We start from the raw sequence: 25774 nt of genomic DNA on the forward strand, positions 1-25774 counted from the left end.
CGGGTCTTGTACGTTCTTGCGCGCGCCGGCCCGGCCCCGGCGGCGCGGTGCCCTCGTCGCCGTTACGTGGGGCGGGGGTCTAACCGGCCCGCTCCCGCCGGTAGGCGCCCGGCGGGACGCCGACGATCCGGGTGAAGTGCCGGTTCAGGTGCGGCTGGTCGGTGAAGCCGACGGTGACGGCCGCCTCGGCGGGCGGAATCCCCGCGTCTAGCAGCCGGCGCGCCCTGCGGACCCGGGCGTCGGTCAGCCAGGTGTGCGGGGGCATCCCGTACCGCTCCCGGAAGGCGCGCAGCAGGGCGAAGGGGCTGGTCCCGAGCCCGGCCGCGAGCTGCTCCAGCGAGGGCGGCTCCGCCATCCGCTCCTCCAGCACGGCCCGGGCCCGTTCGGCGTCGGCGGCGCCCGCGCCGCGGACCGTACGGGCGGGCAGCGGGCCGGCGTACCGGCTGAGCATGCGGGCCACCACGCCCCGCAGCAGGGTGTCGGCGGCCAGCGCGTTCCCGGCCTCGGCGGCCCGGTGCACCTCGCTGACGGCCCGCGCGCCCTGCGCGTCGGCGACCGTGTCGGCGGTGAAGCCGGGGGTGCCGCGCGGGGTGGCGATCTCGGCGGCGACCTGGGCGATCAGGTCCCGGGGGGCGTAGAGGGTGGCGTACGCCCAGCCCTCGGGGACCCCGGCGCGGGCGGTGTGCGCGACCTCCGGGTTGATCAGCACCACGCTGCCCGGCCCGGCCCGTACGGTGCCGCCGGGCAGGCCGATCTCCTCGACGCCGCCGGTGACGGCGGCGATGACGTAGCCGTCGTGGGCGTGGCGCGGGAAGGTGTGGCGCACGTAGTGGGCGCGCAGCAGGTCCAGCCCGGGCAGTTCCTCGTACTGCCAGTGCCGTGCCCATTCCCCGCGCCCGCCGTCCGTCCCCATGTCCTCATTCTGCGCCCCGCCCCGGCGGCGCGTTTGCCCAGGTCGGCCGCCCTGTCAGTGGTGGGGTGCACGATGGGGGCATGGCAGGCGCTGCGCTCGACTCGTTCTCCCCCGCGACCCGCTCGTGGTTCACGGGGGCCTTCCGTACGCCCACTGCCGCCCAGGAGGGCGCCTGGCGGGCCATCGGGGAGGGCTCGGACGTCCTGGTCGTGGCACCGACCGGTTCCGGCAAGACCCTGGCCGCCTTCCTCGCCGCCCTGGACCGGCTCGCCTCGCAGCCGCCGCCCGCCGAGGCGCGCAAGCGCTGCCGGGTGTTGTACGTCTCTCCGCTGAAGGCCCTGGCGGTCGACGTGGAGCGCAATCTGCGCAGCCCGCTGACGGGGATCCGGCAGGAGTCGGCCCGCCTCGGCCTGCCGGAGCCGGACATCCGCGTGGGGATCCGCTCCGGGGACACCCCGGCCGCCGAGCGCCGGGCGCTGGCGACCCGGCCGCCGGACATCCTGATCACCACTCCGGAGTCGCTGTTCCTGATGCTGACCTCGGCGGCGCGGGAGGCCCTGTCCGGGGTGGAGACGGTGATCCTGGACGAGGTGCACGCGGTCGCCGGGACCAAGCGCGGCGCCCACCTGGCGCTGTCCCTGGAGCGGCTGGACGAGCTGCTGCCCCGCCCGGCCCGCCGGATCGGGCTCTCCGCGACGGTCCGGCCGGTGGAGGAGGTGGCCCGCTACCTCGCGCCGCGCGGCAGGGTGGAGATCGTGCAGCCGCCGTCGGCGAAGGAGTTCGACCTGTCGGTGGTCGTTCCGGTCGAGGACATGGGCGAGCTGGGGGGCTCCCCGGCGACCGAGGGCCGGGAGGGCGGGGACAAGCCGTCGATCTGGCCCCATGTGGAGGAGCGGATCGCGGACCTGGTGCAGGCCCACCGCTCGACGATCGTGTTCGCCAACTCGCGCCGTCTCGCGGAGCGCCTGTGCAACCGGCTCAACGAGATCGCCCACGAGCGCGCCACGGGCACGCCGCTCGCCGAGGGCGCGCCGCCCCCGGCCGAGGTCATGGCCCAGTCTGGTGCCGCCCTGGGCGCCCCGCCGCTGCTGGCCCGCGCCCACCACGGTTCGGTGTCCAAGGAGCAGCGGGCGCTGGTCGAGGAGGACCTGAAGGCGGGGCGGCTGCCCGCCGTGGTGGCCACCTCCAGCCTGGAGCTGGGCATCGACATGGGCGCGGTGGACCTCGTGGTGCAGGTGGAGTCGCCGCCGTCGGTGGCGTCGGGGCTCCAGCGCGTGGGCCGCGCAGGGCACCAGGTGGGCGCGGTCTCCACCGGTGTGGTCTTCCCGAAGTACCGGGGCGACCTGGTCCAGGCCGCCGTGGTCACCGAGCGGATGCGGACCGGGGCGATCGAGTCGCTGCGGATCCCCTCCAACCCGCTGGACGTGCTCGCCCAGCAGCTCGTGGCGATGACCGCGATGGACACCTGGCAGCTGGACGAGCTGCTCGCGCTGGTGCGGCGGGCGGCGCCCTTCGCGGCGCTGCCCGAGTCGGCGTTCACCTCGGTGCTGGACATGCTGGCGGGCCGTTATCCCTCGGACGCGTTCGCGGAGCTGAGGCCCCGGGTGGTGTGGGACCGGGTGGCGGGGACGATCACCGGCCGGCCCGGAGCGCAGCGCCTCGCGGTGACCTCCGGCGGCACGATCCCCGACCGGGGCCTGTTCGGGGTGTTCCTGGCGGGCGCCGACCCGAAGAAGGGCGGGGGCCGGGTCGGCGAGCTCGACGAGGAGATGGTCTACGAGTCCCGCGTGGGCGACGTGTTCACCCTGGGCACCACCTCCTGGCGGATCGAGGACATCACCCGCGACCGGGTCCTGGTCACCCCCGCCCCCGGGGTGCCGGGCCGGCTGCCGTTCTGGAAGGGCGACCAGCTGGGACGGCCCCTCGAACTGGGCCGCGCGGTCGGCGCGTTCCTGCGGGAGCTCGGCGCGCTCTCCGACGAGGACGCCCGGCTGCGGCTGCTGGCGGCCGGCCTGGACGGCTGGGCCGCGGGCAACGTGCTGGCGTACCTGGCGGAGCAGCGGGAGGCCTGCGGGCACGTGCCGGACGACCGGACCATCCTGGTCGAGCGGTTCCGGGACGAGCTCGGCGACTGGCGGGTCGTCGTCCACTCCCCCTTCGGCGCCCAGGTGCACGCCCCGTGGGCGCTGGCGCTGGGTGCCCGCCTCGCGGAGAAGTACGGCATGGACGCCCAGGTGATGCACGCCGACGACGGGATCGTGCTGCGCCTGCCCGATGCCGACCTGCTCTCCATGGACCTGCTGGACCACGACCCGGCCCGGCCGGCGCCCTTCGAGTTCGATGACGAACAGGCCCCGCTGGGCGCGGCCGACGTCACCTTCGACCGGGGCGAGGTCTCGGGGATCGTCACCGAACAGGTGGGCGGCTCGGCGCTGTTCGCCTCCCGGTTCCGCGAGTGCGCGGCGCGTGCCCTGCTGCTGCCGCGCCGCAGTCCGGGCAAGCGCACCCCGCTGTGGCAGCAGCGTCAGCGCGCCTCGCAACTGCTCCAGGTGGCCTCGGAGTTCGGCTCCTTCCCGATCGTGCTGGAAGCCGTACGCGAATGCCTCCAGGACGTGTTCGACGTACCGGGCCTGGCCGAGCTGATGGGGGACATCGAGGCGCGCCGCGTCCGGCTGGTCGAGGTCACCACTCCCGAGCCCTCGCCGTTCGCCCGCTCGCTCCTGTTCGGTTACGTCGCCCAGTTCCTGTACGAGGGCGACTCGCCGCTGGCCGAGCGGCGGGCGGCGGCGCTCTCGCTGGACTCGCGGCTGCTGGCGGAGCTGCTGGGCCAGGCGGAGCTGCGGGAGCTGCTCGACGCGGAGGTCCTGGAGGAGCTGGAGCGGGAGCTCCAGTGGCTGACGGAGGACCGGCGCGCCAAGGACGCCGAGTCGGTGGCGGACCTGCTGCGGCTGCTGGGCCCGCTGACGGATGCCGAGTTGGCCGCCCGCGGGGCGGAGCCCGCCTGGCCGCGGGCGCTGGAGGCGGCCAGGCGGGCCGTCCGGGTGCGGATCGGCGGCGCGGAACACTGGGCGGCGATCGAGGACGCGGGCCGGCTCCGGGACGCGCTGGGCACGGCCCTGCCGGTCGGGGTGCCGGAGGCCTTCACCGAGCCCGTCAAGGACCCGCTGGGCGATCTCCTGGCCCGGTACGCGCGCACCCACGGCCCCTTCACCACGGCCTCGGTGGCCGCCCGGCTGGGTCTGGGCGCGGCGGTGACCGAGGGCGCCCTGCACCGGCTCGCCGCGGCGGGCCGGGTGGTCCAGGGCGAGTTCCATCCGGCGGGCATCGGCCAGGAGTGGTGCGACGCGACGGTGCTGCGCAGGCTGCGGCGGCGTTCGCTGGCCGCGCTGCGCCAGGAGCTGGAGCCGGTCCCGCCGGCCTCCCTGGCCACGTTCCTGCCCCAGTGGCAGCACCTGGGCGGGGCCCTGCGCGGGATCGACGGCCTGGCCCGGGCCGTGGAGCAGCTCCAGGGGGCACCGGTGCCGGCCTCGGCGCTGGAGCGGCTGGTCCTGCCCTCCCGGGTGGCGGGGTATTCGCCGACGCTGCTGGACGAGCTGACCACCACCGGGGAGGTGGTGTGGGCGGGCGCGGGAGCCCTGCCGGGCAAGGACGGCTGGGTCTCGCTGTACCTGGCGGAGTCCGCTCCGCTGCTGCTCCCCGAGCCGCATCCGCTGGAGCTGGGTCCGCTGCACCAGGCGGTGCTGGAGAGCCTCTCGGGCGGGTACGGCCTGTTCTTCCGCCAGATCACCCAGTCCGTCCGCACCAGCCACCCGGAGGCCTCGGACCTGGAGCTCTCCGAGGTGCTCTGGGACCTGGCCTGGTCGGGTCGGCTGACGAACGACACCCTGGCCCCCCTGCGCTCCCTGCTGGGCTCGGGCCGCACGGCGGGGGCGACCGCGCACCGGGCCCGGCGTACGGTGCCGCGCGGCCGGTACGGCAGCCTGGGCGCCACGGTGTCCCGTACGGGCCCGCCCACGGTCTCGGGCCGCTGGTCCCTGCTGCCCGCGACGGCCCCGGACCCGACCCACCGTGCCCACGCCCTGGCGCGCACGCTGTTGGACCGGCACGGGGTGGTGACCCGGGGGGCCGTGGCGGCGGAGGGCGTCGAGGGCGGCTTCAGCGCGGTCTACCGGGTGCTGTCGGCGTTCGAGGACAGCGGCCAGGCCCGCCGGGGGTACGTGGTCGAGGGGCTGGGCGCGGCCCAGTTCGCGATGGACGGCGCGGTGGACCGGCTCCGCGCGGCGGAGAAGAACCCTCCCCCGCTGGCGGCGGTGGTCATGGCGGCCGCCGATCCGGCGAACGCGTACGGGGCGGCCCTGCCGTGGCCCGAGCCTCCGGCGGGCGCCACGCACAAGCCGGGCCGCAAGGCGGGGTCCCTCGTGGTCCTGGTCGACGGCGAGCTGACCCTGTACCTGGAGCGCGGCGGCAAGACCCTGCTGGCCTGGCCGGATCCCGGGGATCCGCGGCTGACGGCGGCCACGGAGGCGCTGGCGGCGGGCTCGCGCGCGGGGAACCTGCCGGCGCTGACGGTGGAGCGGATCAACGCGGCGGCGGCGCTGACCTCCCCGCTGGGCCCGGCCCTGGAGGCGGCCGGTTTCCACGCCACCCCCAGGGGGCTGCGGCTGCGCAACTGAGGCGGCGGTCCGGTCTCGGCCCGGACACGTATGTCTTGGGCATGTCACGAAACGGCTGCCAGCCGCTCCGCGAGGGCCTCTGAGCTGGCCCAGCCGCTTATCCGTGGCTTATCAAGGGTGCTCACAGGCACCGCGCTCGGCGGTGCGCATCCATGGGGGACAAGACAGTGAGCACCAACACCATGCGCAGAAGCACCCTCGCCGCGGCCGGCCTCGCCGTGGCCGGAGCCCTCGTCCTGACCGGTTGCAAGGACGGCAACGAGGAGATCCCGGCGGCTCCGGCCGCACCGTCCGCCGCCGCGTCCGCCGGCTCGTCGGCCCAGCCGAGCGCCCCGGCGGCGCCCAGCTCCCCGGCGGCCGGTTACGACGGCTCGGCGGGCGCTTCCGCGGCCCCGGGCGGTTCCGGCGGCGGCGCGGTGGCGAAGTCCGGCCAGGCCTTCAAGATCGGCGAGACGGCCACCGTGCCGTTCAGCTACGGCAGCAACAAGGGCGGCCAGCTCGCCCTCACCGTCGCCTCGATCGAGCAGGGCGACCCGGCCGACCTGGAGCCGCTCAAGCTCGGCGACAAGGCCAAGGGCCTGGTGCCCTACTACATCCGCTACACGGTCAAGAACACGGGCACGACGGACCTCTCGTACTCCTCGGTCGGCCACATCAAGGGCCTGCTCGGCGACGGCAGCGAGGCGCAGGGCGTCTCGGTCATCGGCAAGTTCGACAAGTGCAAGGACAACTCGCTGCCGAAGGGCTTCACCAACGGCCAGTCGCAGACCAACTGCGTGATCACCCTGGCGCCGGCCGCGGCCAAGGTCTCCGGCGCCGAGTACTGGGGCAACCCGTACAACAACCTGAGCAGCCCTCCCCAGAAGAGCCTCACCTGGAAGTGACCGGCGGCCCGCCCGGCCCTCCGCCTCTTGATGCCCGGAACCCCCCGCGCGGCGACCCCGCCCGGGGGGTTCCGCGCGTTCCCAGGCCCGACAATGGCCCCATGCCCGAAGGAGACAGCGTCCACCGCGCGGCGGCCCGTCTGCACGCCGCCCTCGCGGGCAAGCCCCTCACCCACGCCGACCTGCGCGTGCCCCGCTTCGCCACCGCCGACCTCACCGGGCGCACCACCCTCGCCGTCACCCCGCGGGGCAAGCACCTCCTCGCCCGTCTCGAAGGCGGCCTCACCCTTCACAGCCACCTCGGGATGGACGGCACCTGGAACCTCTTCGGCCCCGGCGAGAAGTGGCGCGGCGGACCCGCATTCGAGATCCGGGCCGTGCTGGCCACCGCCGACGCCACCGCGGTCGGCTACCGGCTCCCCGTACTGGAACTGCTGCGCACCGCCGACGAGGCCCGGGCCGTGGGCCACCTGGGCCCCGACCTGCTCGGCCCCGACTGGGACCAGGCCCTGGCCGCCGCCAACCTCCTCGCGGACCCCGGACGCCCCCTCGGCGAGGCCCTGCTCGACCAGCGCAACCTGGCGGGCATCGGCAACATCTACAAGTGCGAGCTCTGCTTCCTGGCCGGGGTCACGCCCTGGACCCCGGTCGGCGCGCTCCCCGACCCCGGGACCACCCTCCCCCGCATCGCGGCCGCCGCCCAGCGCCTCCTGGCGGCCAACGCCGGCCACGGCGGCTCCCGCAACACCACCGGCATCCGCCGCCCCGGCCGGGAGCTCTTCGTCTACGGTCGCGCCCACCGCCCCTGCCTGCGCTGCGGCACCCCGGTGCGCGAGGCCCCGCAGGACGGCCGGCCCACGTACTGGTGTCCGGGCTGCCAGTCCGGCCCGGTTCCGGAACGCCCCGGCCGTTGACGGTCCGTCAGATAGGCTCGTACCGTCCTGGCATGCCCACACCGACCGCCCCGTACGACCTCACCGACCGCACCGCGCTCGTCACCGGAGCCGCCAGCGGCATAGGCCGCGCCACCGCCCTCCTCCTCGCCCGGGCCGGAGCCGCCGTCCACTGCGCCGACCTCGACGAACGGGGCCTCGCCGGGACCGCCGCCCTGATCTCCGAGGACGGCGGCTCCGCCACCGTCCACCCCCTCGACGTGACCGACCGGGCCGCCCTGCGCACCGCCGTCGCCGCCGCCGGACCGCTCGACGCCGTCGCCGCCATCGCCGGGGTCATGCACACCAGCAGCGTCCTGGAGACCACCGACGAGGACCCCGACCGGATCCTGGACGTCAACTTCAAGGGCGTGCTGCGCACCTGCCAGGAGGCCGTCCGCGCCATGATCTCCGCCGGCCGCCCCGGGTCGGTCGTCACCATGGCCTCCGGCGCCGTGGACGCCGCCCAGCCGGGCCTGCTCTGCTACAGCGCCGCCAAGGCCGCCGTGGTGCAGCTGACCCGGACCCTGGCCACCGAGTGCGGCCCGCACGGGATCCGCGTCAACGCCGTCGCCCCGGGATGGATCCGCACCCCCATGACCGGCCGCCACGGCCCCGAGGTGCAGCGGCGGACCGAGGCCGCCATGGTCCGCATGTCGCCGCTGCGCCGGGTCGGGGAAGCCGAGGACGTCGCCCAGGCCGTGCTCTACCTGGCCTGCGACGCCTCGTCCTTCATGACGGGCCAGATCCTGCGCCCGAACGGCGGGGTGTCGATGCCCTGGTAGCGCCCGCCCCGGACCCCGCCCGGCCGGCCCCGCGCACGGGTCCGGGCACGCAGTGCACCGGCAGCAGTCCCAGGCCCCAGCCGCCGACCGCCATCGCACCCTCCACCGCGCCCGCCTCGGCCGGCGCCAGCGCGAGCCTCAGTACGGCCCACCACCACAGCGCCGCCACCACCAGGGCGAGGAGCGCCGGGACAGGCATGCGCAGCAACCGCCGCACGGCCACCTCCCAGGGGGCAGGTTCCCCGACGCGCCCATCTTCCCGCACCCTCCCCGCCCCCGCACCCAGAACGCCCGTCGGCAGCCCCGCAAGGGCTCCGGGGACACGCGCGCCCCGGGAACGGCAAGGAGCCCCGGCCGATGCTCGACGCACCATCCGGGGCTCCCGCCACGCTCACCTACCAACGGCACGCTCAAGCGGCTACGACGTTCACCGCTTCCACGGGTGCCTTGATGGTCACCCGCTCCGGTCCGCCCGTGACCGAGGCCACGGAGACCGAATTGAGCATCGGGCGCACCGGTGCCGGCACCGGTTCGCTTGCGGCGGCCGACTGCGCAAGCTCCGCCAGCGACAGCTCGTCACTGACTTCGCGCATCAGCTCGGACATCCGTACGTCCAGCGCGTCGCAGATCGCGGAGAGCAGCTCGGAGGATGCCTCCTTCTGCCCCCGCTCCACCTCGGAGAGATAGCCGAGCGAAACTCGGGCGGACGAGGAGACTTCGCGCAGAGTACGGCCCTGGCGCTGGCGCTGCCGACGCAGCACGTCACCCAGCAGGCGACGGAGCAGAATCATCGGTGGCTCCCTCCTCTGACCGTGTAGCCGTAACCTTCACGCCCCACCGTACCGCCTCGCGCCGCGGCCGTGCGGGGAGCGATGTCGTGTTCACTCAGGGCTGCAAACATCAAATCCCCCCGTTCTGTTCCGTATCCTGCCCCCGCAGATTCTCGCGGAGTTCGCTCGAGAGGAGTTCGAGCACTGTCCGTGCGCTTTCCCTACGGATTTCCGCACGGGAGCCGTTCAACCGCAGCCGGGCCGTTTTCCTGCCCGCCGGGCCTGCCACGGCGATGAAAACGGTGCCCACCGGCTGCCCGTCCTGGGGGTCGGGGCCGGCCACCCCGGTCGTCGCGATCCCCCACGAGGCACCCAGCACCCGCCGCACTCCGGCGGCCATCTCCTCCGCGACCTGCGCGTTCACCGCGCCTTCGGCCGCGAGCAGCGCCGCGTCCACCCCGAGGACGCGGTGCTTCAGTTCCGTGGCGTACGCCGTCACCGAGCCGCGGAAGGCGCGCGAGGCCCCGGGCACCGCCGTCAGCTCCGAAGCCACCATTCCGCCGGTCAGCGACTCCGCGACCGCCAGCGTCTGATCACTCTCCGCAAGCATCCGGAGCACGTCTTCGGCCACCGCCGCCGTTCCCGCGGCGCCTTCCGCCGCTTCCGCGGCCTCCGGCGCCTCCCCCGCCCCGTGTGTCACTTCGCGGTCCGCTCCGCCGCCAGACCGGCCCGGCGCAGCACCACGGCCTGCCGGATGTAATCCAAACCGGTGACGACGGTCAGCACCACGGCGACGGCCATCACCCAGAACCGCAGGGTGGCGAGCGGCCCGGTCAGCGCGAGGACGTACATCCCCACCGCCGTGCCCTGGGCCAGGGTCTTCAGCTTGCCGCCCCGGCTCGCCGGGATCACCCCGTACCGGATCACCCAGAACCGCATCAGCGTGATGCCGAGCTCACGCCCGAGGATCACCCCGGTCACCCACCAGGGCAGGTCACCCAGCCACGAGAGACACACGAGCGCCGACCCCATGATCGCCTTGTCGGCGATGGGGTCGGCGATCTTCCCGAAGTCCGTGACCAGGTTGTACGTCCTCGCCAGATGCCCGTCGAAGATGTCCGTGATCATGGCGACGGCGAAGGCCGCCCAGGCCAGCGCCCGCCAGACGGGGTCGTAGCCCCCGTCGGCGAGCAGCAGCAGGACGAATCCCGGCACGAGGACGAGCCGGATCATCGTCAGGATGTTGGCGATGTTCCACAGGCTGGCCTGGTTGACGGCCGCAGTCCCGAGCTTCGCGCCGGGCGTGGGCCGGCGGCCGGTCCCGCCCGCCGCCGATGCCGGGACTCCGGTCATCCGGCCGCCTCCTCGAGTTCCACGCCGAGGGGCTCGGCGACGAGGTCGACGCCCAGGGTCCCGACCACCTTGGCGGTGACGATGCGCCCGGGGACCAGGCCGGCGCCGTCGGTGAAGACGACCTGCCCGTCGGTCTCGGGGGCCTGGTGCGCGGCACGCCCGTAGGCGCCCTCGCCGTCCTCCGCCTCGTCGAGCGGGACGACCGTCTCCACGAGCACCTCGAGGGTCTCGCCGATCCGGTCCTCCGCGCGCTGCGAGGTCAGCTCCTCGGCGAGCCGCTGCATGTGCGCGAGCCGCTCGGCGATGGTGTCCTCGTCCAGCTTGCCGTCGTAGCCGGCGGCCTCGGTGCCGTCCTCGTCGGAGTAGCCGAAGACGCCGATGGCGTCGAGCCGCGCGTGCGTGAGGAAACGCTCCAGCTCGGCGAAGTCCGACTCCTTCTCACCGGGGAAGCCGACGATGAAGTTGGACCGGACGCCGGCCTGCGGGGCCTTGGAGCGGATGGTGTCCAGCAGCTCCAGGAAGCGGTCGGTGTCGCCGAAGCGGCGCATGGCGCGCAGCACGTCGGGGGCCGAGTGCTGGAAGGACAGGTCGAAGTACGGCACGACCTTGGGGGTCGAGGTGAGGACGTCGATCAGCCCGGGCCGCATCTCGGCGGGCTGGAGGTAGCTGACGCGGACGCGCTCGATGCCGTCGACGGCGGCCAGCTCGGGCAGCAGGGTCTCCAGCAGGCGGATGTCGCCCAGGTCCTTGCCGTACGAGGTGTTGTTCTCGGAGACCAGCATGATCTCCTTGACGCCCTGCTCCGCGAGCCAGCGCGTCTCGCCCAGCACGTCGCTGGGACGGCGCGAGATGAAGGAGCCGCGGAAGGACGGGATGGCGCAGAAGGAACAGCGGCGGTCACAGCCGGAGGCGAGCTTCACCGAGGCGACCGGGCTCTTGTCCAGGCGGCGGCGCAGCGGCGCGCGCGGCCCGGAGGCGGGCGCGAGCCCGTCCGGCAGGTCGGCGGGGGCCGGCGCGGGCTCCTCGGGGGCCGCCTGCGCGTGGCCGGGCAGCGCCACGTCGGCGCTCTGGCGCTCGGCCGGGCTGATCGGCAGCAGCTGGCGCCGGTCGCGCGGGGTGTGCGCCTCGACGCTGCCACCGCTGAGGATGGTCTGGAGACGGTTGGAGATGTCGGCGTAGTCGTCGAAGCCGAGGACTCCGTCGGCCTCGGGAAGCGCTTCGGCGAGTTCCTTGCCGTAGCGCTCGGCCATGCAGCCGACGGCGACGACGGCCTGGGTCTTGCCGTGATCCTTGAGATCGTTGGCTTCCAGCAGGGCGTCTACGGAGTCCTTCTTGGCGGCTTCGACGAAGCCGCAGGTGTTGACGACGGCTACGTCCGCGTCGGCGGCGTCCTCGACGAGCTCCCAGCCATCCGCCGCCAAGCGGCCTGCGAGCTCCTCCGAGTCCACCTCGTTACGGGCGCAGCCAAGAGTGACAAGGGCGACGGTACGGCGTTCGGGCATGGACTCAAGACTACTTCGTCCCGGCGCCGACCCCCGCCCACGTCCCCCCACGACAAGATCCCCGGGGCCGGCGGCGGTCGCCGCGCGGGATCCCGGGGATCTGGAATTTTCTATTCCGTGCTGGTCAGCCCGCCTGGGCCTGCCCCTGGCGCGGGTCGTCCTTGGTGTAGGTGAGACGTTCGACCTGACCCGACTCGAACCTCTCCTTGATCTCCTTGCCGTTCACGAACAGCTTGACGGCTCCGGCGTCACCGAGGACGAGGTCGACGGACTCCTTGTCCGTGAAGGTCTTCGACTCGCCCTGCGTGAGGGTGCCGTCGAAGAGGAGCCGGCCGGTGCTGTCCTTCGCGGAGATCCAGCTCTCGCCGACGTCGGCCGTCAGGACGACGGTGACGACGCCCTTCGGAGCGGCGGCGATGGCGCTGTCCTCGGGCTTGGGCCTGGTGGCCTGGGGGGTCGGGGCGGCCGGCTGCTTGCCCGCGGACTGCTTGGGCGCGGGCTTCGGGGAGGCGGAACCTTCCGCCACCGGCCGCTTGGCCGACTCGTCGCTGCCGCCGCCGAAGGCGGTGAAGCCCACGAAGCCGATGACCGCGACGATGGCGGCGACCATGGCGGCGGTCCAGTTGGGCCGCTGCCGCTCGGGGCGGATCCGCTCGGCTTCGAACATGGGCGCGGCGGGAGTGGGTGCCGGCCGGCCGCCGTGGGCCGCGTCGTACCTGTCGACCAGGGGTACCGGATCGAGGTCGACGGCGCGGGCGAGCGTACGGATGTGACCGCGGGCGTACACGTCGCCGCCGCACCGCGTGAAGTCGTCCTCCTCGATCGCGTGCACGATCGGGATGCGCACGCGGGTGGTGGAACTGACCTCGTCGACGGTGAGCCCGGCGGCGATCCGGGCCTTCTTCAGGGCCGTCCCGATGGACGGCTCTTCGACGGAGCGCTCGACGATGCGGTCCTCGGACCGGTCCTCGGACCGGACGTCGGCCGAAGTCCGCTCTTCTTCGGGGGAGTTGGATTTGCCGATGGACACAAGGGCGCCTTTCGAGCGTGTAGCCACCTGCTGGATGTCCAGTCTAGGGGGGTGACGAAAGGGTGGGGCAACCGGAGGGGCACCTTCCTACGCCATCCGAATGGCGACGGAAACCGGCCGCCGGTGCCTCCCTCAACTTGACGCACGCCCAGGGGAAACGGTTGCCGTCGGATCCGGTGACGATACGGCCACGATCCCATTCGGTCGGGTGAGACGGCCGGACCCCCGTTCTAGCGGGCCGCCCATGAGCCCCCGACAGCGGGGTCCCGAGCGCCAGGGGACTCCCGGTGTCCTACGGGGTCTCCTCGCCGCGGATGACGGCGAGCACCCCGTCGAGCTCGTCGGGCTTGACCAGCACGTCGCGCGCCTTGGAGCCCTCGCTCGGCCCGACGACCCCCCGGGACTCCATCAGGTCCATGAGCCGCCCCGCCTTGGCGAAGCCCACCCGCAGCTTGCGCTGGAGCATCGAGGTGGAGCCGAACTGGGTGGAGACCACCAGCTCCGCCGCCTGGCACAGCAGGTCCAGGTCGTCGCCGATCTCCTCGTCGATCTCCTTCTTCTGCTTCTGCCCCACCGTGACGTCGTCCCGGAAGACGGGCGCCATCTGGTCCTTGCAGTGCTGGACGATCCCGGCGATCTCGTCCTCGGTGACGAAGGCGCCCTGGAGGCGGACCGGCTTGTTCGCGCCCATCGGCAGGAACAGTCCGTCACCCTTGCCGATCAGCTTCTCCGCGCCGGGCTGGTCCAGGATGACCCGGCTGTCGGCGAGGGAGGAGGTGGCGAAGGCCAGCCGAGAGGGCACGTTCGCCTTGATCAGACCGGTCACCACGTCCACCGAGGGGCGCTGCGTGGCGAGCACCAGGTGGATGCCGGCCGCACGGGCCAGCTGGGTGATGCGGACGATCGAGTCCTCGACGTCGCGCGGGGCCACCATCATCAGGTCCGCGAGCTCGTCGACGATCACCAGCAGGTACGGGTAGGGACTGAGCTCCCGCTCGCTGCCCGGCGGCAGCTTGATCTTGCCGTCCCGGATGGCCTGGTTGAAGTCGTCGATGTGCCGGTAGCCGAAGGCGGCCAGGTCGTCGTAGCGCAGGTCCATCTCGCGCACGACCCACTGGAGGGCCTCCGCGGCCCGCTTGGGGTTGGTGATGATCGGCGTGATCAGGTGCGGGATGCCCTCGTAGGCCGTCAGCTCCACCCGCTTGGGGTCGACCAGGACCATCCGGACGTCCTCCGGGGTGGCCCGCACCATGATCGAGGTGATCAGGCAGTTGATGCAGGAGGACTTGCCGGAGCCGGTGGCGCCCGCGACCAGCACGTGCGGCATCTTCGCGAGGTTGGCCATCACGTAGCCGCCCTCGACGTCCTTGCCGAGCGCGACCAGCATGGGGTGGTCGTCCTCGGCGGCGTCCGCGAGCCGCAGGACGTCGCCCAGGTTGACCATCTCGCGGTCGGTGTTCGGGATCTCGATGCCCACGGCCGACTTGCCCGGGATCGGGCTGATGATCCGTACGTCCGGGGAGGCCACGGCGTAGGCGATGTTCTTCGCCAGCGCCGTGATGCGCTCGACCTTCACCGCGGCGCCGAGCGTCACCTCGTAGCGCGTGACCGTCGGGCCCCGGGTGAAGCCGGTGACCTGCGCGTCCACCTTGAACTCGGTGAACACGTTCGTCAGCGCGGCCACCACCGTGTCGTTGGCGGCGCTGCGGGTCTTGCCGGGCCCGCCCTTCTCCAGCAGGTCCAGCGAGGGCAGCGCGTACGTGATGTCCCCGCGCAGCTGGAGCTGTTCGGCGCGCGGCGGCAGCGGCTGGGCCGGCGGCGGCGTCTTCGTCAGGTCCGGCACCGCCAGCGTCCCGGACGCCGCGGCGGTGCGCTCCTGCGGCACGTCGCAGTCGTCCGCCGGAGCCGCGGCGGGGGCGGGAGCGGGAGCGGGAGCGGGCCGCTCCTCCCGGGCGGGCGGCACCGGAGCGGTGACCTCCGCCCCCTCCCCCCGGGCGGCGATGCCCTGGGTGAGATCGGCGACCAGCGGGTTCGGCGGCAGCCCTCCGTAGACCACCCCGTCGAGCGCGGCCGCGGCCGCCGCGGCCACGTCGACGGCGTCCGGCTCCCGCTCGCCCGGCCGCGCGGCGCCCCGCCGGGGCCGGCGCCGCCGCGCCAGGGCCGCTTCCTCGGCCTCGTCCACCGCGCCACCGGTGCCGCCGGCGCTGGCCTGCCACTGTCCCGCGTCAGGGCGGTCCGACCGGCCGGGCCGCCCGGCGGCCTGGGGCTCCCCGTACCCCTCGTCGTACTCGTTGGGCTGGATGATCCCCAGCCGGATCCCCAGGCGGCGCAGCCGCTGCGGGATCGCGGCGACGGGAGTGGCGGTGACCACCAGCAGCCCGAAGACCGTCAGCAGCACCAGCATGGGCACGGCCAGCGGCGCCCCCATGGTGAAGATCAGCGGCTTGGAGGCGCCCCAGCCGATCAGCCCGCCCGCGTTCTGCATGGCGGTGGTCCCCTCGCCCCGGCCGGGCGCCCCGCAGGCGATGTGCACCAGCCCGAGGACGCCGATGACGAGGGCGGACAGGCCGATCCCGATGCGCCCGTTGGCGTCGGTCTGCTCGGGATGGCGGATGAGGCGTACCGCCATGACCCCCAGCAGGATCGGCACCAGCAGGTCCAGCCGCCCGAAGGCCCCGGTGACCAGCATCGTGACCAGGTCACCGACGGGCCCGCTCAGATTCGACCAGGTTCCGGCGGCGACGATCAGCGCGAGGGCGAGCAGCAGCAGCGCCACGCCGTCCTTGCGGTGGGCCGGATCCAGGTTCCTGGCCCCCCGGCCGAGCCCGCGGAAGAGCCCGCCGACCGCGTGCGCGATCGCGAGCCAGCACCAGCGGACCAGCCGCACCACTCCCCCGGTCGGCGTCGGCGCCGGCTTGGCGGCGGCCTTCTTCGCCGGGGGACGCCTGGCCGCGGCGGCCTTCTTGGCGGGGGGTTTACGCGGGGCCGCCTTCTTGGCCGGCTCCGTCGTACGGCCGGTGCGGCCCTTCGCGGTGCCCGCCGTGCTCTGGGAACCCTTGCCGGACGTACGTGAGGCCATGGGCCCGAGGTTACCCGGGCGCACGCCGGTGGACACGCGTGCCCACCCCTTCACCCGTTCGTGTCGCCCCGCCCGCGGGCGCTCTGACTCCGCGACAGAACTGACGGATACCCAGCGGGCGTTCCCGGCGGGCCGTTTCACCACCGCCCGACGGGGCGGCGGGCGGCCCGGCGCCTCAGCCCTGCGCGGGCAGGACCGGCGCTCCGCCGCTGGCTCCGGGCTCCAGCGCGTCCAGCGCCCGCCGCAGCCCGGTCAGCTTCCGCTCCAGGTGGGCGGCCGTCGCCACCACCCCGGCGTCCGCCGCGTCCTCGCCGAGCTGCTTGGTCAGCGCCTCGGCCTGTTCCTCGACCGCCGCCAGCCGCGCGGAGAGCTCGGCCAGCAGCCCGGCCGTCTCCCTGCCGCCGTCGCCGTTCGTACCGCCGCCCTCCAGCTGGAGGCGCAGCAGGGCCGCCTGCTCCCGCAGCTGGCAGTTCTTGGTGTAGAGCTCGACGAACACGGAGACCTTGGCGCGCAGCACCCAGGGGTCGAACGGCTTGGAGATGTAGTCCACCGCCCCCGCCGCGTAACCGCGGAAGGTGTGGTGCGGACCGTGGTTGATCGCGGTGAGGAAGATGATCGGGATGTCCCGGGTCCGCTCGCGCCGCTTGATGTGCGCGGCCGTTTCGAATCCGTCCATGCCCGGCATCTGGACATCCAGCAGGATGACCGCGAAATCGTCCGTCAGCAGCGCTTTGAGCGCTTCCTCCCCCGACGACGCCCGGACCAGTGTCTGATCGAGCGCGGAGAGGATGGCCTCCAGCGCCAGCAGATTCTCCGGCCGGTCGTCGACCAGGAGGATCTTGGCCTTCTGCACCATGCCCTGTCCTCCTCGCCCCGGCATGGGGCCTCCCCGGCTCCTGGCGCCGGCGTGCGCGCCGGGCCCCGCCCCAGAGGACGGCATCCTTGCGCCGTCCGTCCTTGTGCCGGTCATCGTAGCCCCAGTCCCGAGATCGCCACACCCTGTCACCAAGATGTCACTGTGCACGTAGCGGAAACGTGAGGAGAGGCCCAAAGGTTCCCCTCCCGGCCTCCCCCCACGCCCCGCACTCCGATCAGTTTCCGCGCATGTGCTGTTCCATGACCGTCAGCAGGTAGTCGGGCTCGACCGGCTTCGTGACGTAGTCGGAAGCCCCGGAGTCGATGGCCTTCTCCCGGTCCCCCTTCATCGCCTTGGCCGTCAGCGCGATGATCGGCAGCCCCGCGAACTGCGGCATCCGCCGGATCGCCGAGGTCGTCGCGTACCCGTCCATCTCCGGCATCATGATGTCCATCAGCACCACCGCCACGTCGTCGTGCTGCTCCAGGACCTCGATGCCCTCCCGGCCGTTCTCCGCGTACAGCACCGCCAGCCCGTGCTGCTCCAGCACGCTCGTCAGCGCGAAGACGTTCCGCACGTCGTCGTCCACGATCAGCACCCGCTCGCCGTGGAAGTCGTACGTACGGGGCGCCACCGGCAGCGGCTCCTCCACGTTCCACGCGTCACCCTCCGGCTGCCCCGGCACCTCGGTGCGCGGCGCCGGGCCCGCCAGCGGCTTGCGCCGGCGCCGGAACAGCGCCGACGAGCCCGGAGCGGCCGCCTCCGCCACCGGCAGCGCACGCTGCGGCTGAGCCGCGCCCAGCGGCGCCGCCAGCGCCGCCGGCAGCGGCTGCGCGGCGAACGGCTCCTCCTCCGCCGCCCTGCGGTACTCCCCGCGCGCCCCGCCGGGCGTCGGCGCGGCGTACCCCTGCGGCGGCAGCTCGCTCGGGTGCAGCGGCAGGTACAGCGTGAAGGTCGACCCCCGCCCGGGCTCGCTGGCCGCGTGGATCTCCCCGCCCAGCAGCCGGGCGATCTCCCGGCTGATCGACAACCCCAGGCCCGTACCGCCGTACTTGCGGCTGGTGGTGCCGTCGGCCTGCTTGAACGCCTCGAAGATCACCAGCATCTTGCTCGCCGCGATCCCGATCCCCGTGTCGGTCACGGAGAAGGCGATCAGGTCGGCGTCCGCGTCGCGCAGCGACCCCGCCTCCAGCAGCTGCTCCCGGATGGCCGTCGGAACGTCCGACCCGGCGGGCCGGATCACCAGCTCCACCGCCCCGTTGTCGGTGAACTTCACCGCGTTCGACAGCAGGTTGCGCAGCACCTGGAGCAGCCGCTGCTCGTCGGTGTGCAGCGTGGCGGGCAGTTCCGGGGAGACCCGCACCGAGAAGTCCAGTCCCTTCTCCGCGGTCAGCGGCCGGAAGGTGGCCTCCACGTAGTCCACGAGCTGGACCAGCGCGATCCGCGTCGGAGAGACGTCCATCTTCCCCGCCTCGACCTTCGACAGGTCGAGGATGTCGTTGATCAGCTGGAGCAGGTCCGAGCCCGCGCCGTGGATGGTCTCCGCGAACTCCACCTGCTTCGGCGAGAGGTTCTCGTCCGCGTTGTCGGCGAGCAGCTTCGCCAGGATCAGCAGCGAGTTCAGCGGGGTGCGCAGCTCGTGCGACATGTTCGCGAGGAACTCGCTCTTGTAGCGCATCGAGACCGCGAGTTGCTCGGCCCGCTCCTCCAGGACCTGCCGGGCCTCCTCGATCTCGGTGTTCTTCACCTCGATGTCCCGGTTCTGCTGGGCCAGCAGCTCGGCCTTCTCCTCCAGTTCCGCGTTGGCGGCCTGGAGTGCCTTCTGCCGGTTCTCCAGTTCGTCGGAGCGCTCGCGCAGCTGCTCGGTCATCTCCTGCGACTGCTTGAGCAGCATCTCCGTCTTGGAGTTCACGGAGATGGTGTTGACGCTCGTACCGATCATCTCGGCGATCTGGCTCAGGAAGTCCTTCTGGATCTGCGTGAACCCCGTGAACGACGCCAGCTCGATGACGCCGAGCACCTTCCCCTCGAACAGCACCGGCAGCACGATCACGTGCGCCGGCGGCGCCTCGCCCAGCCCCGAGGAGATCTTCAGGTAGCCGGGCGGGGTGTTCTCGACGAGGATCGTCCGCTTCTCCTCGGCGACCGTGCCGATCAGCCCCTCGCCCGGCCGGAAGGAGATGGGCATCTGGGCGCCCGCGTACGCGTAACTCCCGCGCATCCGCAGCTCGTACGAGCCCTCCGCGCCGCCGTCCGTCCCGATCTCGCTGGTCCCGCCCGCCGGTACGGCGAGGAAGAACGCCCCGTGCTGCGCGGAGACCACCGGGGTCAGCTCGCTCATGATCAGCGAGGCCACGTCGTCCAGGTCCCGACGACCCTGCATCAGGGCCGAGATCCGGGCGAGGTTGCCCTTGAGCCAGTCCTGCTCCTTGTTGGCCAGGGTGGTGTCGCGCAGGTTCACGATCATCGTGTTGATGTTGTCCTGGAGCACCTGGATCTCGCCCGCCGCGTCCACGTCGACCTTCAGGCTCAGGTCGCCCCGGGTGACCGCGGTGGCCACGGCCGCGATCGCGCGCACCTGCCGGGTGAGGTTGCCGGCCATCTCGTTCACGGACTCGGTGAGGTCCCGCCAGGTGCCGTCGACGTCCCGCACCCGCGCCTGGCCGCCGAGGATGCCCTCGGTACCCACCTCGCGCGCCACCCGCGTCACCTGGTCGGCGAAGGAGGACAGCTGGTCGACCATCGTGTTGATGGTCGTCTTCAGCTCCAGGATCTCCCCCCGCGCGTCGATGTCGATCTTCTTGGTCATGTCGCCCTTGGCGATGGCGGTCGTGACCATGGCGATCTGCCGCACCTGCCCGGTGAGGTTGGACGCCATGAAGTTCACCGAGTCGGTGAGGTCCTTCCACGTCCCGGAGACCCCGGGGACGTGCGCCTGGCCGCCCAGGCGGCCCTCCGTACCCACTTCGCGGGCCACCCGCGTGACCTCGTCCGCGAAGGAGGACAGGGTCTTCACCATCGTGTTGACGGTGTCCGCGAGCTGCGCGACCTCGCCGCGCGCCTCGACGGTGACCTTCTTCGTCAGATCGCCGTTGGCGACGGCCGCCGACACCTGCGCGATCCCGCGCACCTGCGCCGTCAGGTTCCCGGCCATGGTGTTGACGTTGTCGCTGAGGTCCTTCCAGATGCCGGTGACCCCGCGCACCCGCGCCTGGCCGCCGAGGATGCCCTCGGTACCCACCTCGCGCGCCACCCGCGTCACCTGCTCCGCGAACGACGACAGCTGGTCCACCATCGTGTTGACCGTCGTGACCAGCTCCAGGATCTCGCCCTTGGCGTCCACCGTGATCTTCTTGGAGAGGTCGCCCATGGCGACGGCGGTGGTCACCTCGGCGATGTTGCGGACCTGCGAGGTCAGGTTGTTCGCCATGAAGTTGACGGACTGCGTGAGGTCCTTCCAGGTGCCCGAGACGCCCTTGACCTCGGCCTGACCGCCCAGGATGCCCTCGGTACCCACCTCGCGGGCCACCCGCGTCACCTGCTCGGCGAAGTTCGACAGCTGGTCGACCATCGTGTTCAGGGTGTTCTTCAGCTCCAGGATCTCGCCCCGGGCGTCCACGTCGATCTTCTGCGACAGATCACCGCGCGCCACCGCCGTCGCGACCTGAGCGATGTTGCGGACCTGCGAGGTCAGGTTCCCGGCCATGCCGTTGACGGAGTCCGTCAGGTCACGCCAGACCCCGGCCACACCGGGCACCTGTGCCTGGCCGCCCAGGCGCCCCTCCGTACCCACGTCCCGGGCCACCCGGGTCACCTGCTCCGCGAAGGCGGAGAGCTGGTCGACCATCGTGTTGATGGTGTTCTTCAGCTCCAGGATCTCGCCCCGGGCGTCCACGTCGATCTTCTGCGACAGGTCGCCGCGCGCCACCGCCGTCGTCACCTGGGCGATCTGGCGCACCTGCGAGGTCAGGTTCCCGGCCATGAAGTTGACGGAGTCGGTGAGCTCCTTCCAGGTGCCGGAGACCCCCTCGACCCGGGCCTGACCGCCGAGCCTGCCCTCCGTGCCCACGTCCCGCGCCATCCGCGTGACCTGGTCGGCGAAGGAGGACAGCTGGTCCACCATCGTGTTCACGGTGTTCTTCAGCTGGAGCATCTCGCCGGAGACGTCCACCGTGACCTTCTGGGACAGATCGCCGTTGGCGACCGCCGTGGTCACCTGGGCGATGTTGCGCACCTGCCCGGTGAGGTTGCGGAAGGCGGTGTTCACCGAGTCGGTGAGGTCCTTCCAGGTACCGGCCGCCCCCGGCACCTGCGCCTGCCCGCCCAGCTCACCCTCGACGCCGACCTCACGGGCCACACGCGTCACTTCGGCACCGAACGACTGGAGCTGGTCCACCATCGTGTTGACGGTGTTCTTCAGCTCCAGCATCTCCCCGGCCACGTTGACCGTGACCTTCTGCGACAGGTCGCCGTTGGCCACGGCGGTCGTCACCTGGGCGATGTCCCGCACCTGCGTGGTGAGGTTGCGGAAGACCGTGTTCACCGAGTCGGTGAGGTCCTTCCAGGTACCGGCGGCCCCCGGCACCTGTGCCTGCCCGCCGAGGAGGCCCTTCGCGCCGACCTCGCTGGCCACGCGCGTGACCTCGTCCGCGAAGGTCCGCAGGGTCTCCGTCATCTGATTGATCGTTTCGGCCAGCTGCGCGACCTCGCCGCGCGCGCTGACCCGCACCTTCTGCGACAGGTCGCCGTTCGCGACGGCCGTCGTCACCTGCGCGATCCCCCGCACCTGCGCGGTCAGGTTCCCCGCCATCGTGTTGACGGAGTCGGTCAGGTCCTTCCACACGCCCGCGACCCCGGGCACCTTCGCCTGGCCGCCCAGCTCGCCCTCCGTACCCACCTCCCGGGCGACCCGCGTCACCTCGGAGGAGAACGAGGACAGCTGGTCCACCATGGTGTTCACGGTGTTCTTCAGCTGGAGCATCTCGCCGGCCACGTGCACCGTGACCTTGCGCGACAGGTCGCCCTTGGCGACCGCCGTCGTCACGAGGGCGATGTCACGCACCTGCGCGGTGAGCCGGTACGCCATCGTGTTGACGGAGTCGGTCAGGTCCTTCCACGAACCGGACATCCCCCGCACCTGGGCCTGACCGCCCAGCTTGCCCTCCGTACCGACCTCCAGCGCCACCCGCGTCACCTCGTCGGTGAACGCCGACAGCTGGTCGACCAGGTTGTTGACCGTACGCCCGACCTTGAGGAACTCTCCGCGCAGCGGATGCCCCGCCCCGTCCGACGTTTGCGTCCGCAGGTCCATCCGCTGGTCGAGGTCGCCCTCGGCCACCGCCGACAGCACCCGGCCCACTTCGGACACCGGCCGGGCCAGATCGTCCACCAGCTGGTTCGACGCGTCGATCGCGGCCGCCCAGGAGCCCTCGCAGGCCCCCGTTTCCAGCCGCTCGCTCAGCTTGCCCTCGCGGCCCACCGTGCGCCGGACCCGGGACAGCTCCCCGGTCAAGTGCAGATTGCGGTCGGCGACCTCGTTGTAGACGGCGGCGATCTCCGCCATCACGCCCTCGCCGGACACCGTCAGCCGCTTGCGGAAATTCCCGTCCCGCATCGACACCAGGGCCGTGAGCAGGCGGTTCAGAGCGGCGGTATCGACTTCCGTCGTCCCGTTCCGCCGGGACCGTCCCCCCTTGGGGCGCGTTCCCGTACGCCGCACCGCTGCGCCAGACTCCACCGTGTCCCTCCCGAAAGGGTCGACCGCTGTTCCACCGGACGCCGACCGTCCAAGAGCCGGCTCTCCAAGCCTGCCCAGTGTTTCACCCTGGCCGAACCCGGCGATAACACTTCGGCACCATCGCACACCCGCCGCACCCTCCGGGTGGAATCCCGTACGACGGCTCCTGGCGACCGCGAAGGTAAGTAACCTGGCATCCGATGTCCAACCGCGTCGAAGGAGACTTGTGATCACGGCACGGGCGGCTGCCAGTTTCGACCCTCAAGGGCGGTCGGTCGCCGCCGCCCGCGCGTTCGTCCGCGACACCCTGCAGGGCTGGGGCTTCGCGGACATCGTCGACGACGCGGTCGTGCTGACCAGCGAGCTCGTGACCAACGCCGTGGTCCACGCCGGAACCAGGGCCGAGGTCCTGTGCCTGCGCGCGGAGGGCGGCGTACGCGTCGAGGTCGGCGACCGCTACCCCGAGCGGGAGCTGCCGCTGCGGCACCCCGGCGAGCGCCCGTACGCCGATCCCGACCGCGAGAGCGGCCGCGGGCTGATGCTCTGCGCCGCCCTGGCCACCCGCTGGGGCGTCGAGTACACCGCCACCCACAAACACGTGTGGTTCCGCCTCGACCTCCCGGACCGGCCGGTCGGTACCCGCTCCGCGGGCCCCGTCGTACCGGACCAGTTCCTGCCCCTGACCGACAGCCGGGTCCGCGTCGCCGTGCTCCAGATCGACGCCACCGGCGCCATCTCCGCCTGGAACGAGGACGCCGAGCACATCTTCGGCTACCCCGCCGAGAAGGTCCTCGGCCGTCCCCTCGCCGAGATCGCCGCCTGGCCCCAGACCCCCGGCACGGGCACCGGCATCGCCGAGGCCCTGCGCCTGTCCCGCTGGGAGGGCAGCTACGGCATCCGGGGCGCCGACGGCCGCGTCATCCCCGTCTACGCCTCCCACCTGCGGGTCCGCGACGCCCACGGCGAACCCTCCATCGTCTGCCTCCTCGTGCACGACGACGAGCGCGCCCTGCTCCAGACCCCCGTACGCGTACCCTCCTCCGACGGCCAGCACGGCGAGCCCCGCCCCGCCGACCCCTTCGAGGTCTTCATCGGCTCCCCGGCCCCCGACGACCTCGACGGACTGCTCCAGCGCACCGTCGAGCGGGCCCGTGACATGCTCGACGCCGACGCCGCCTTCCTGCTGCTGGCCACGGACGACGAGACCGAGCTCGAGGTGCGCGCCACCACCGGCCTGCCCTCCACCCGCCAGCGCTTCGCCCGCGTCCCCGTCGAGGCGGGTACCAGCCGCTACGGATCGGCCCGCCTGCCCGCCGTCCACGACGACCTCTCCGTCGTCCCCGGAGCCGTACCGCTCCTGGAGTCCACCGGCATGCGCTCCGTCGTCACCGTCCCCCTCAAGGTCGAGGGCCGTCTCACCGGCTCCCTCGGCGTCGCGGCGGAGGGCCCCGGCCGGTACACCAACGAAGAGGCCCTGCGCCTCCAGTTCGCCGCCGACCGCATCGCCCTCGCCGTCGAGTCCGCCCGCCTCGGCGAGCTGGAACGGCTGCGCCGCGGCTCGCTCTCCTTCCTCGTCGAAGCCTCCGACCTGCTCGCCGGCACCCTCGACCGGGACCAGACCCTGGCCCTCATGGCCCAGATGACCGTCCCGACGCTCGCCACCTGGTGCGCCGTCTACACCATCGCCGATCCGGCCTCGGACCCCTACCTCGCCTACGTCCTACACGAGGACGAGGAACGCATCGACGGCCTGAAGGCCCTGCTCTCCCGCGTCAGCCCGCCCGAGCCGGTCCGTGAGGCCGGTGCCCGCCACTGGCTGGCGGCAACCGCCGCCGTCGGCGGGGAGACGGTCGTCCTGCCCCTCCTCGCCCGGAACCGGGTGATCGGCATGCTGACCCTCGGCAAGCCCACCGGGGAGCACTTCCGCCAGGAGATCCTCGAACTCGCCGACGACCTCTCTCGCAGGGCCGCCCTCGCCCTCGACAACGCCCGCCTCTACTCCGAGCGCACCGCCATCAGCCGCTCCCTCCAGCGCAGCCTCCTGCCGCCCGGCTCCCCCGCCATCCCCGGCATGGAGGTCGAGGTCATCTACCGCGCCGCCGGCGAGGGCAACGAGGTGGGCGGCGACTTCTACGACGTCTTCCCGATCCGCGACGGCGCGTACGGCTTCGCCATCGGAGACGTCTGCGGTACGGGCCCCGAGGCGGCGGCGGTGACCGGCCTCGCCCGCCACGCCCTGCGCCTCCTGGCCCGGGAGGGCCTCGGCGGGCCCGCGGTGCTGGAGCGGCTCAACGCGGCCATCCTCGACGAGGGCGCCCGGAGCCGCTTCCTCACTCTCCTCTACGGGGAACTCCACCCCCAGCCCGACGGCGGCGCCCTGATGAAGGTCGTCTGCGCGGGCCACCCCCTGCCGCTGCGCCTGCGCCCGGACGGCCAGGTCACCGCGGCGGCGGAACCGCAGCCGCTGCTCGGCGTGATCGACGACCTCGACCTCTACGAGCAGACCCTGACCCTCGAGCCGGGTGACGTGCTGCTCTGCGTCACGGACGGCGTGACCGAACGGCGCGAAGGCACCAGGATGCTCGGTGACGACGGCCTCGCCGAGGTCCTCAGCACCTGTACCGGCCTCACGGCGGGCGCCGTCGCCTCCCGGGTCCTGCGCGCGGTCGAGCGCTTCGCCGCCGAACCGGCCTCGGACGACATGGCCATCCTGGCCTTCCGCGTCCCCCAGCAGCGCGAGGGTTCCTGAGCCCTGCCCCTTCCGTGCGAGCGGAAGAGCAACTGCCCTGTCCCGGCCGACAGCCGGCCTTCCGGCGTCTCCGGGAACCCGGCCCTTCCGACAAGGGCCACGGCCTTCGCCTCGCGGCCGAGGCACACCTGGAACGCAAAAAGGCCCCCGCCACGAGGCGGGGGCCTTTTCAAGTCAGAGCCCTTTAACGGAATCGAACCGTTGACCTTCTCCTTACCATGGAGACGCTCTACCGACTGAGCTAAAAGGGCGGGTTGTTCGGCGGCGTCCTACTCTCCCACAGGGTCCCCCCTGCAGTACCATCGGCGCTGAAAGGCTTAGCTTCCGGGTTCGGAATGTAACCGGGCGTTTCCCTAACGCTATGACCACCGAAACACTATGAAGTTGGAACTCAAGCCGACAAGGCGAGTTCGTTACTTCAGAACTAACACAGTGGACGCGAGCAACTGAGGACAAGCCCTCGGCCTATTAGTACCAGTCAGCTCCACCCGTTACCGGGCTTCCACATCTG

At 72.6% G+C, this 25774-nt stretch carries 15 protein-coding genes, 1 tRNA gene and 1 rRNA gene; 5 read left to right on the top strand and 12 right to left on the bottom strand.

All coding sequences use genetic code 11. From position 1 onward, the window contains the following. Positions 1-79: 79 nt before the first annotated feature. A complete protein-coding gene (locus ACZ4WZ_RS22855; protein ID WP_467892940.1) occupies positions 80-913 on the bottom strand; it encodes an AraC family transcriptional regulator in 834 nt (277 codons plus the stop codon). Positions 914-993: 80 nt separating this feature from the next. Between ACZ4WZ_RS22855 and ACZ4WZ_RS22860 the strand changes: the two genes are divergently transcribed. The 4 genes from ACZ4WZ_RS22860 to ACZ4WZ_RS22875 all read left to right on the top strand — a co-directional run bounded on the left by ACZ4WZ_RS22860 (position 994) and on the right by ACZ4WZ_RS22875 (position 8187). Beyond that, a complete protein-coding gene (locus ACZ4WZ_RS22860; protein ID WP_467892941.1) occupies positions 994-5586 on the top strand; it encodes an ATP-dependent helicase in 4593 nt (1530 codons plus the stop codon). A 152-nt stretch (positions 5587-5738) separates the two neighbouring features. Next, complete coding sequence (locus ACZ4WZ_RS22865; protein WP_467892943.1) at positions 5739-6470, top strand: hypothetical protein; 732 nt, start codon at positions 5739-5741, stop codon at positions 6468-6470. A gap of 101 nt (positions 6471-6571) precedes the next feature. After that, a complete protein-coding gene (locus tag ACZ4WZ_RS22870) occupies positions 6572-7384 on the top strand; it encodes a DNA-formamidopyrimidine glycosylase family protein (RefSeq protein ID WP_467892945.1) in 813 nt (270 codons plus the stop codon). A gap of 32 nt (positions 7385-7416) precedes the next feature. Next, the gene (locus tag ACZ4WZ_RS22875; RefSeq protein WP_467892947.1) at positions 7417-8187 is read left to right on the top strand and encodes an SDR family NAD(P)-dependent oxidoreductase; all 771 of its coding nucleotides are present in this window, start codon (positions 7417-7419) and stop codon (positions 8185-8187) included. On the opposite strand, the gene ACZ4WZ_RS22880 is transcribed toward ACZ4WZ_RS22875, so the two are convergent. The 9 genes from ACZ4WZ_RS22880 to ACZ4WZ_RS22920 form a co-directional block, all read right to left on the bottom strand. Next, positions 8135-8386, bottom strand: a complete 252-nt coding sequence (locus tag ACZ4WZ_RS22880) for a hypothetical protein (protein WP_467892971.1) — start codon at positions 8384-8386, stop codon at positions 8135-8137. The two genes, ACZ4WZ_RS22875 and ACZ4WZ_RS22880, sit on opposite strands and share 53 nt — an antisense overlap. Positions 8387-8597: 211 nt before the next feature. After that, positions 8598-8978, bottom strand: a complete 381-nt coding sequence (locus tag ACZ4WZ_RS22885) for a helix-turn-helix domain-containing protein (RefSeq protein WP_007266936.1) — start codon at positions 8976-8978, stop codon at positions 8598-8600. Between the two features lie 109 nt (positions 8979-9087). After that, complete coding sequence (locus tag ACZ4WZ_RS22890) at positions 9088-9567, bottom strand: CinA family protein (RefSeq protein ID WP_467892972.1); 480 nt, start codon at positions 9565-9567, stop codon at positions 9088-9090. 86 nt (positions 9568-9653) lie between these two features. After that, positions 9654-10310: a CDP-diacylglycerol--glycerol-3-phosphate 3-phosphatidyltransferase gene (gene pgsA, locus ACZ4WZ_RS22895; protein WP_467892949.1), complete on the bottom strand. Its 657-nt coding sequence runs from the start codon at positions 10308-10310 to the stop codon at positions 9654-9656. Beyond that, positions 10307-11812, bottom strand: coding sequence for a 30S ribosomal protein S12 methylthiotransferase RimO (rimO, locus tag ACZ4WZ_RS22900; protein WP_467892951.1), 1506 nt, complete (start codon positions 11810-11812; stop codon positions 10307-10309). The genes pgsA and rimO overlap by 4 nt, the downstream gene beginning before the upstream one ends. A gap of 124 nt (positions 11813-11936) precedes the next feature. Next, positions 11937-12842, bottom strand: a complete 906-nt coding sequence (locus ACZ4WZ_RS22905) for a helix-turn-helix domain-containing protein (RefSeq protein WP_467892953.1) — start codon at positions 12840-12842, stop codon at positions 11937-11939. A 292-nt stretch (positions 12843-13134) separates the two neighbouring features. Next, entirely contained in the window at positions 13135-15921 is a 2787-nt protein-coding gene (locus ACZ4WZ_RS22910; RefSeq protein WP_467892955.1) for an FtsK/SpoIIIE family DNA translocase, read from the bottom strand. A gap of 175 nt (positions 15922-16096) precedes the next feature. After that, entirely contained in the window at positions 16097-16777 is a 681-nt protein-coding gene (locus tag ACZ4WZ_RS22915) for a response regulator (RefSeq protein WP_467892956.1), read from the bottom strand. A gap of 235 nt (positions 16778-17012) precedes the next feature. Continuing rightward, positions 17013-22514: a HAMP domain-containing protein gene (locus ACZ4WZ_RS22920; protein ID WP_467892958.1), complete on the bottom strand. Its 5502-nt coding sequence runs from the start codon at positions 22512-22514 to the stop codon at positions 17013-17015. A 226-nt stretch (positions 22515-22740) separates the two neighbouring features. Between ACZ4WZ_RS22920 and ACZ4WZ_RS22925 the strand changes: the two genes are divergently transcribed. After that, entirely contained in the window at positions 22741-25263 is a 2523-nt protein-coding gene (locus ACZ4WZ_RS22925; protein WP_467892960.1) for a SpoIIE family protein phosphatase, read from the top strand. A gap of 178 nt (positions 25264-25441) precedes the next feature. On the opposite strand, the gene ACZ4WZ_RS22930 is transcribed toward ACZ4WZ_RS22925, so the two are convergent. Together ACZ4WZ_RS22930 and rrf are read right to left on the bottom strand one after the other, a co-directional pair. Beyond that, positions 25442-25514: transfer RNA gene (locus ACZ4WZ_RS22930), tRNA-Thr, on the bottom strand. A 5-nt stretch (positions 25515-25519) separates the two neighbouring features. After that, a 5S ribosomal RNA gene (gene rrf / locus ACZ4WZ_RS22935) occupies positions 25520-25636 on the bottom strand. Between the last annotated feature and the right edge of the window lie 138 nt (positions 25637-25774).

The organism is Streptomyces sp. NPDC029122, from assembly GCF_055569445.1.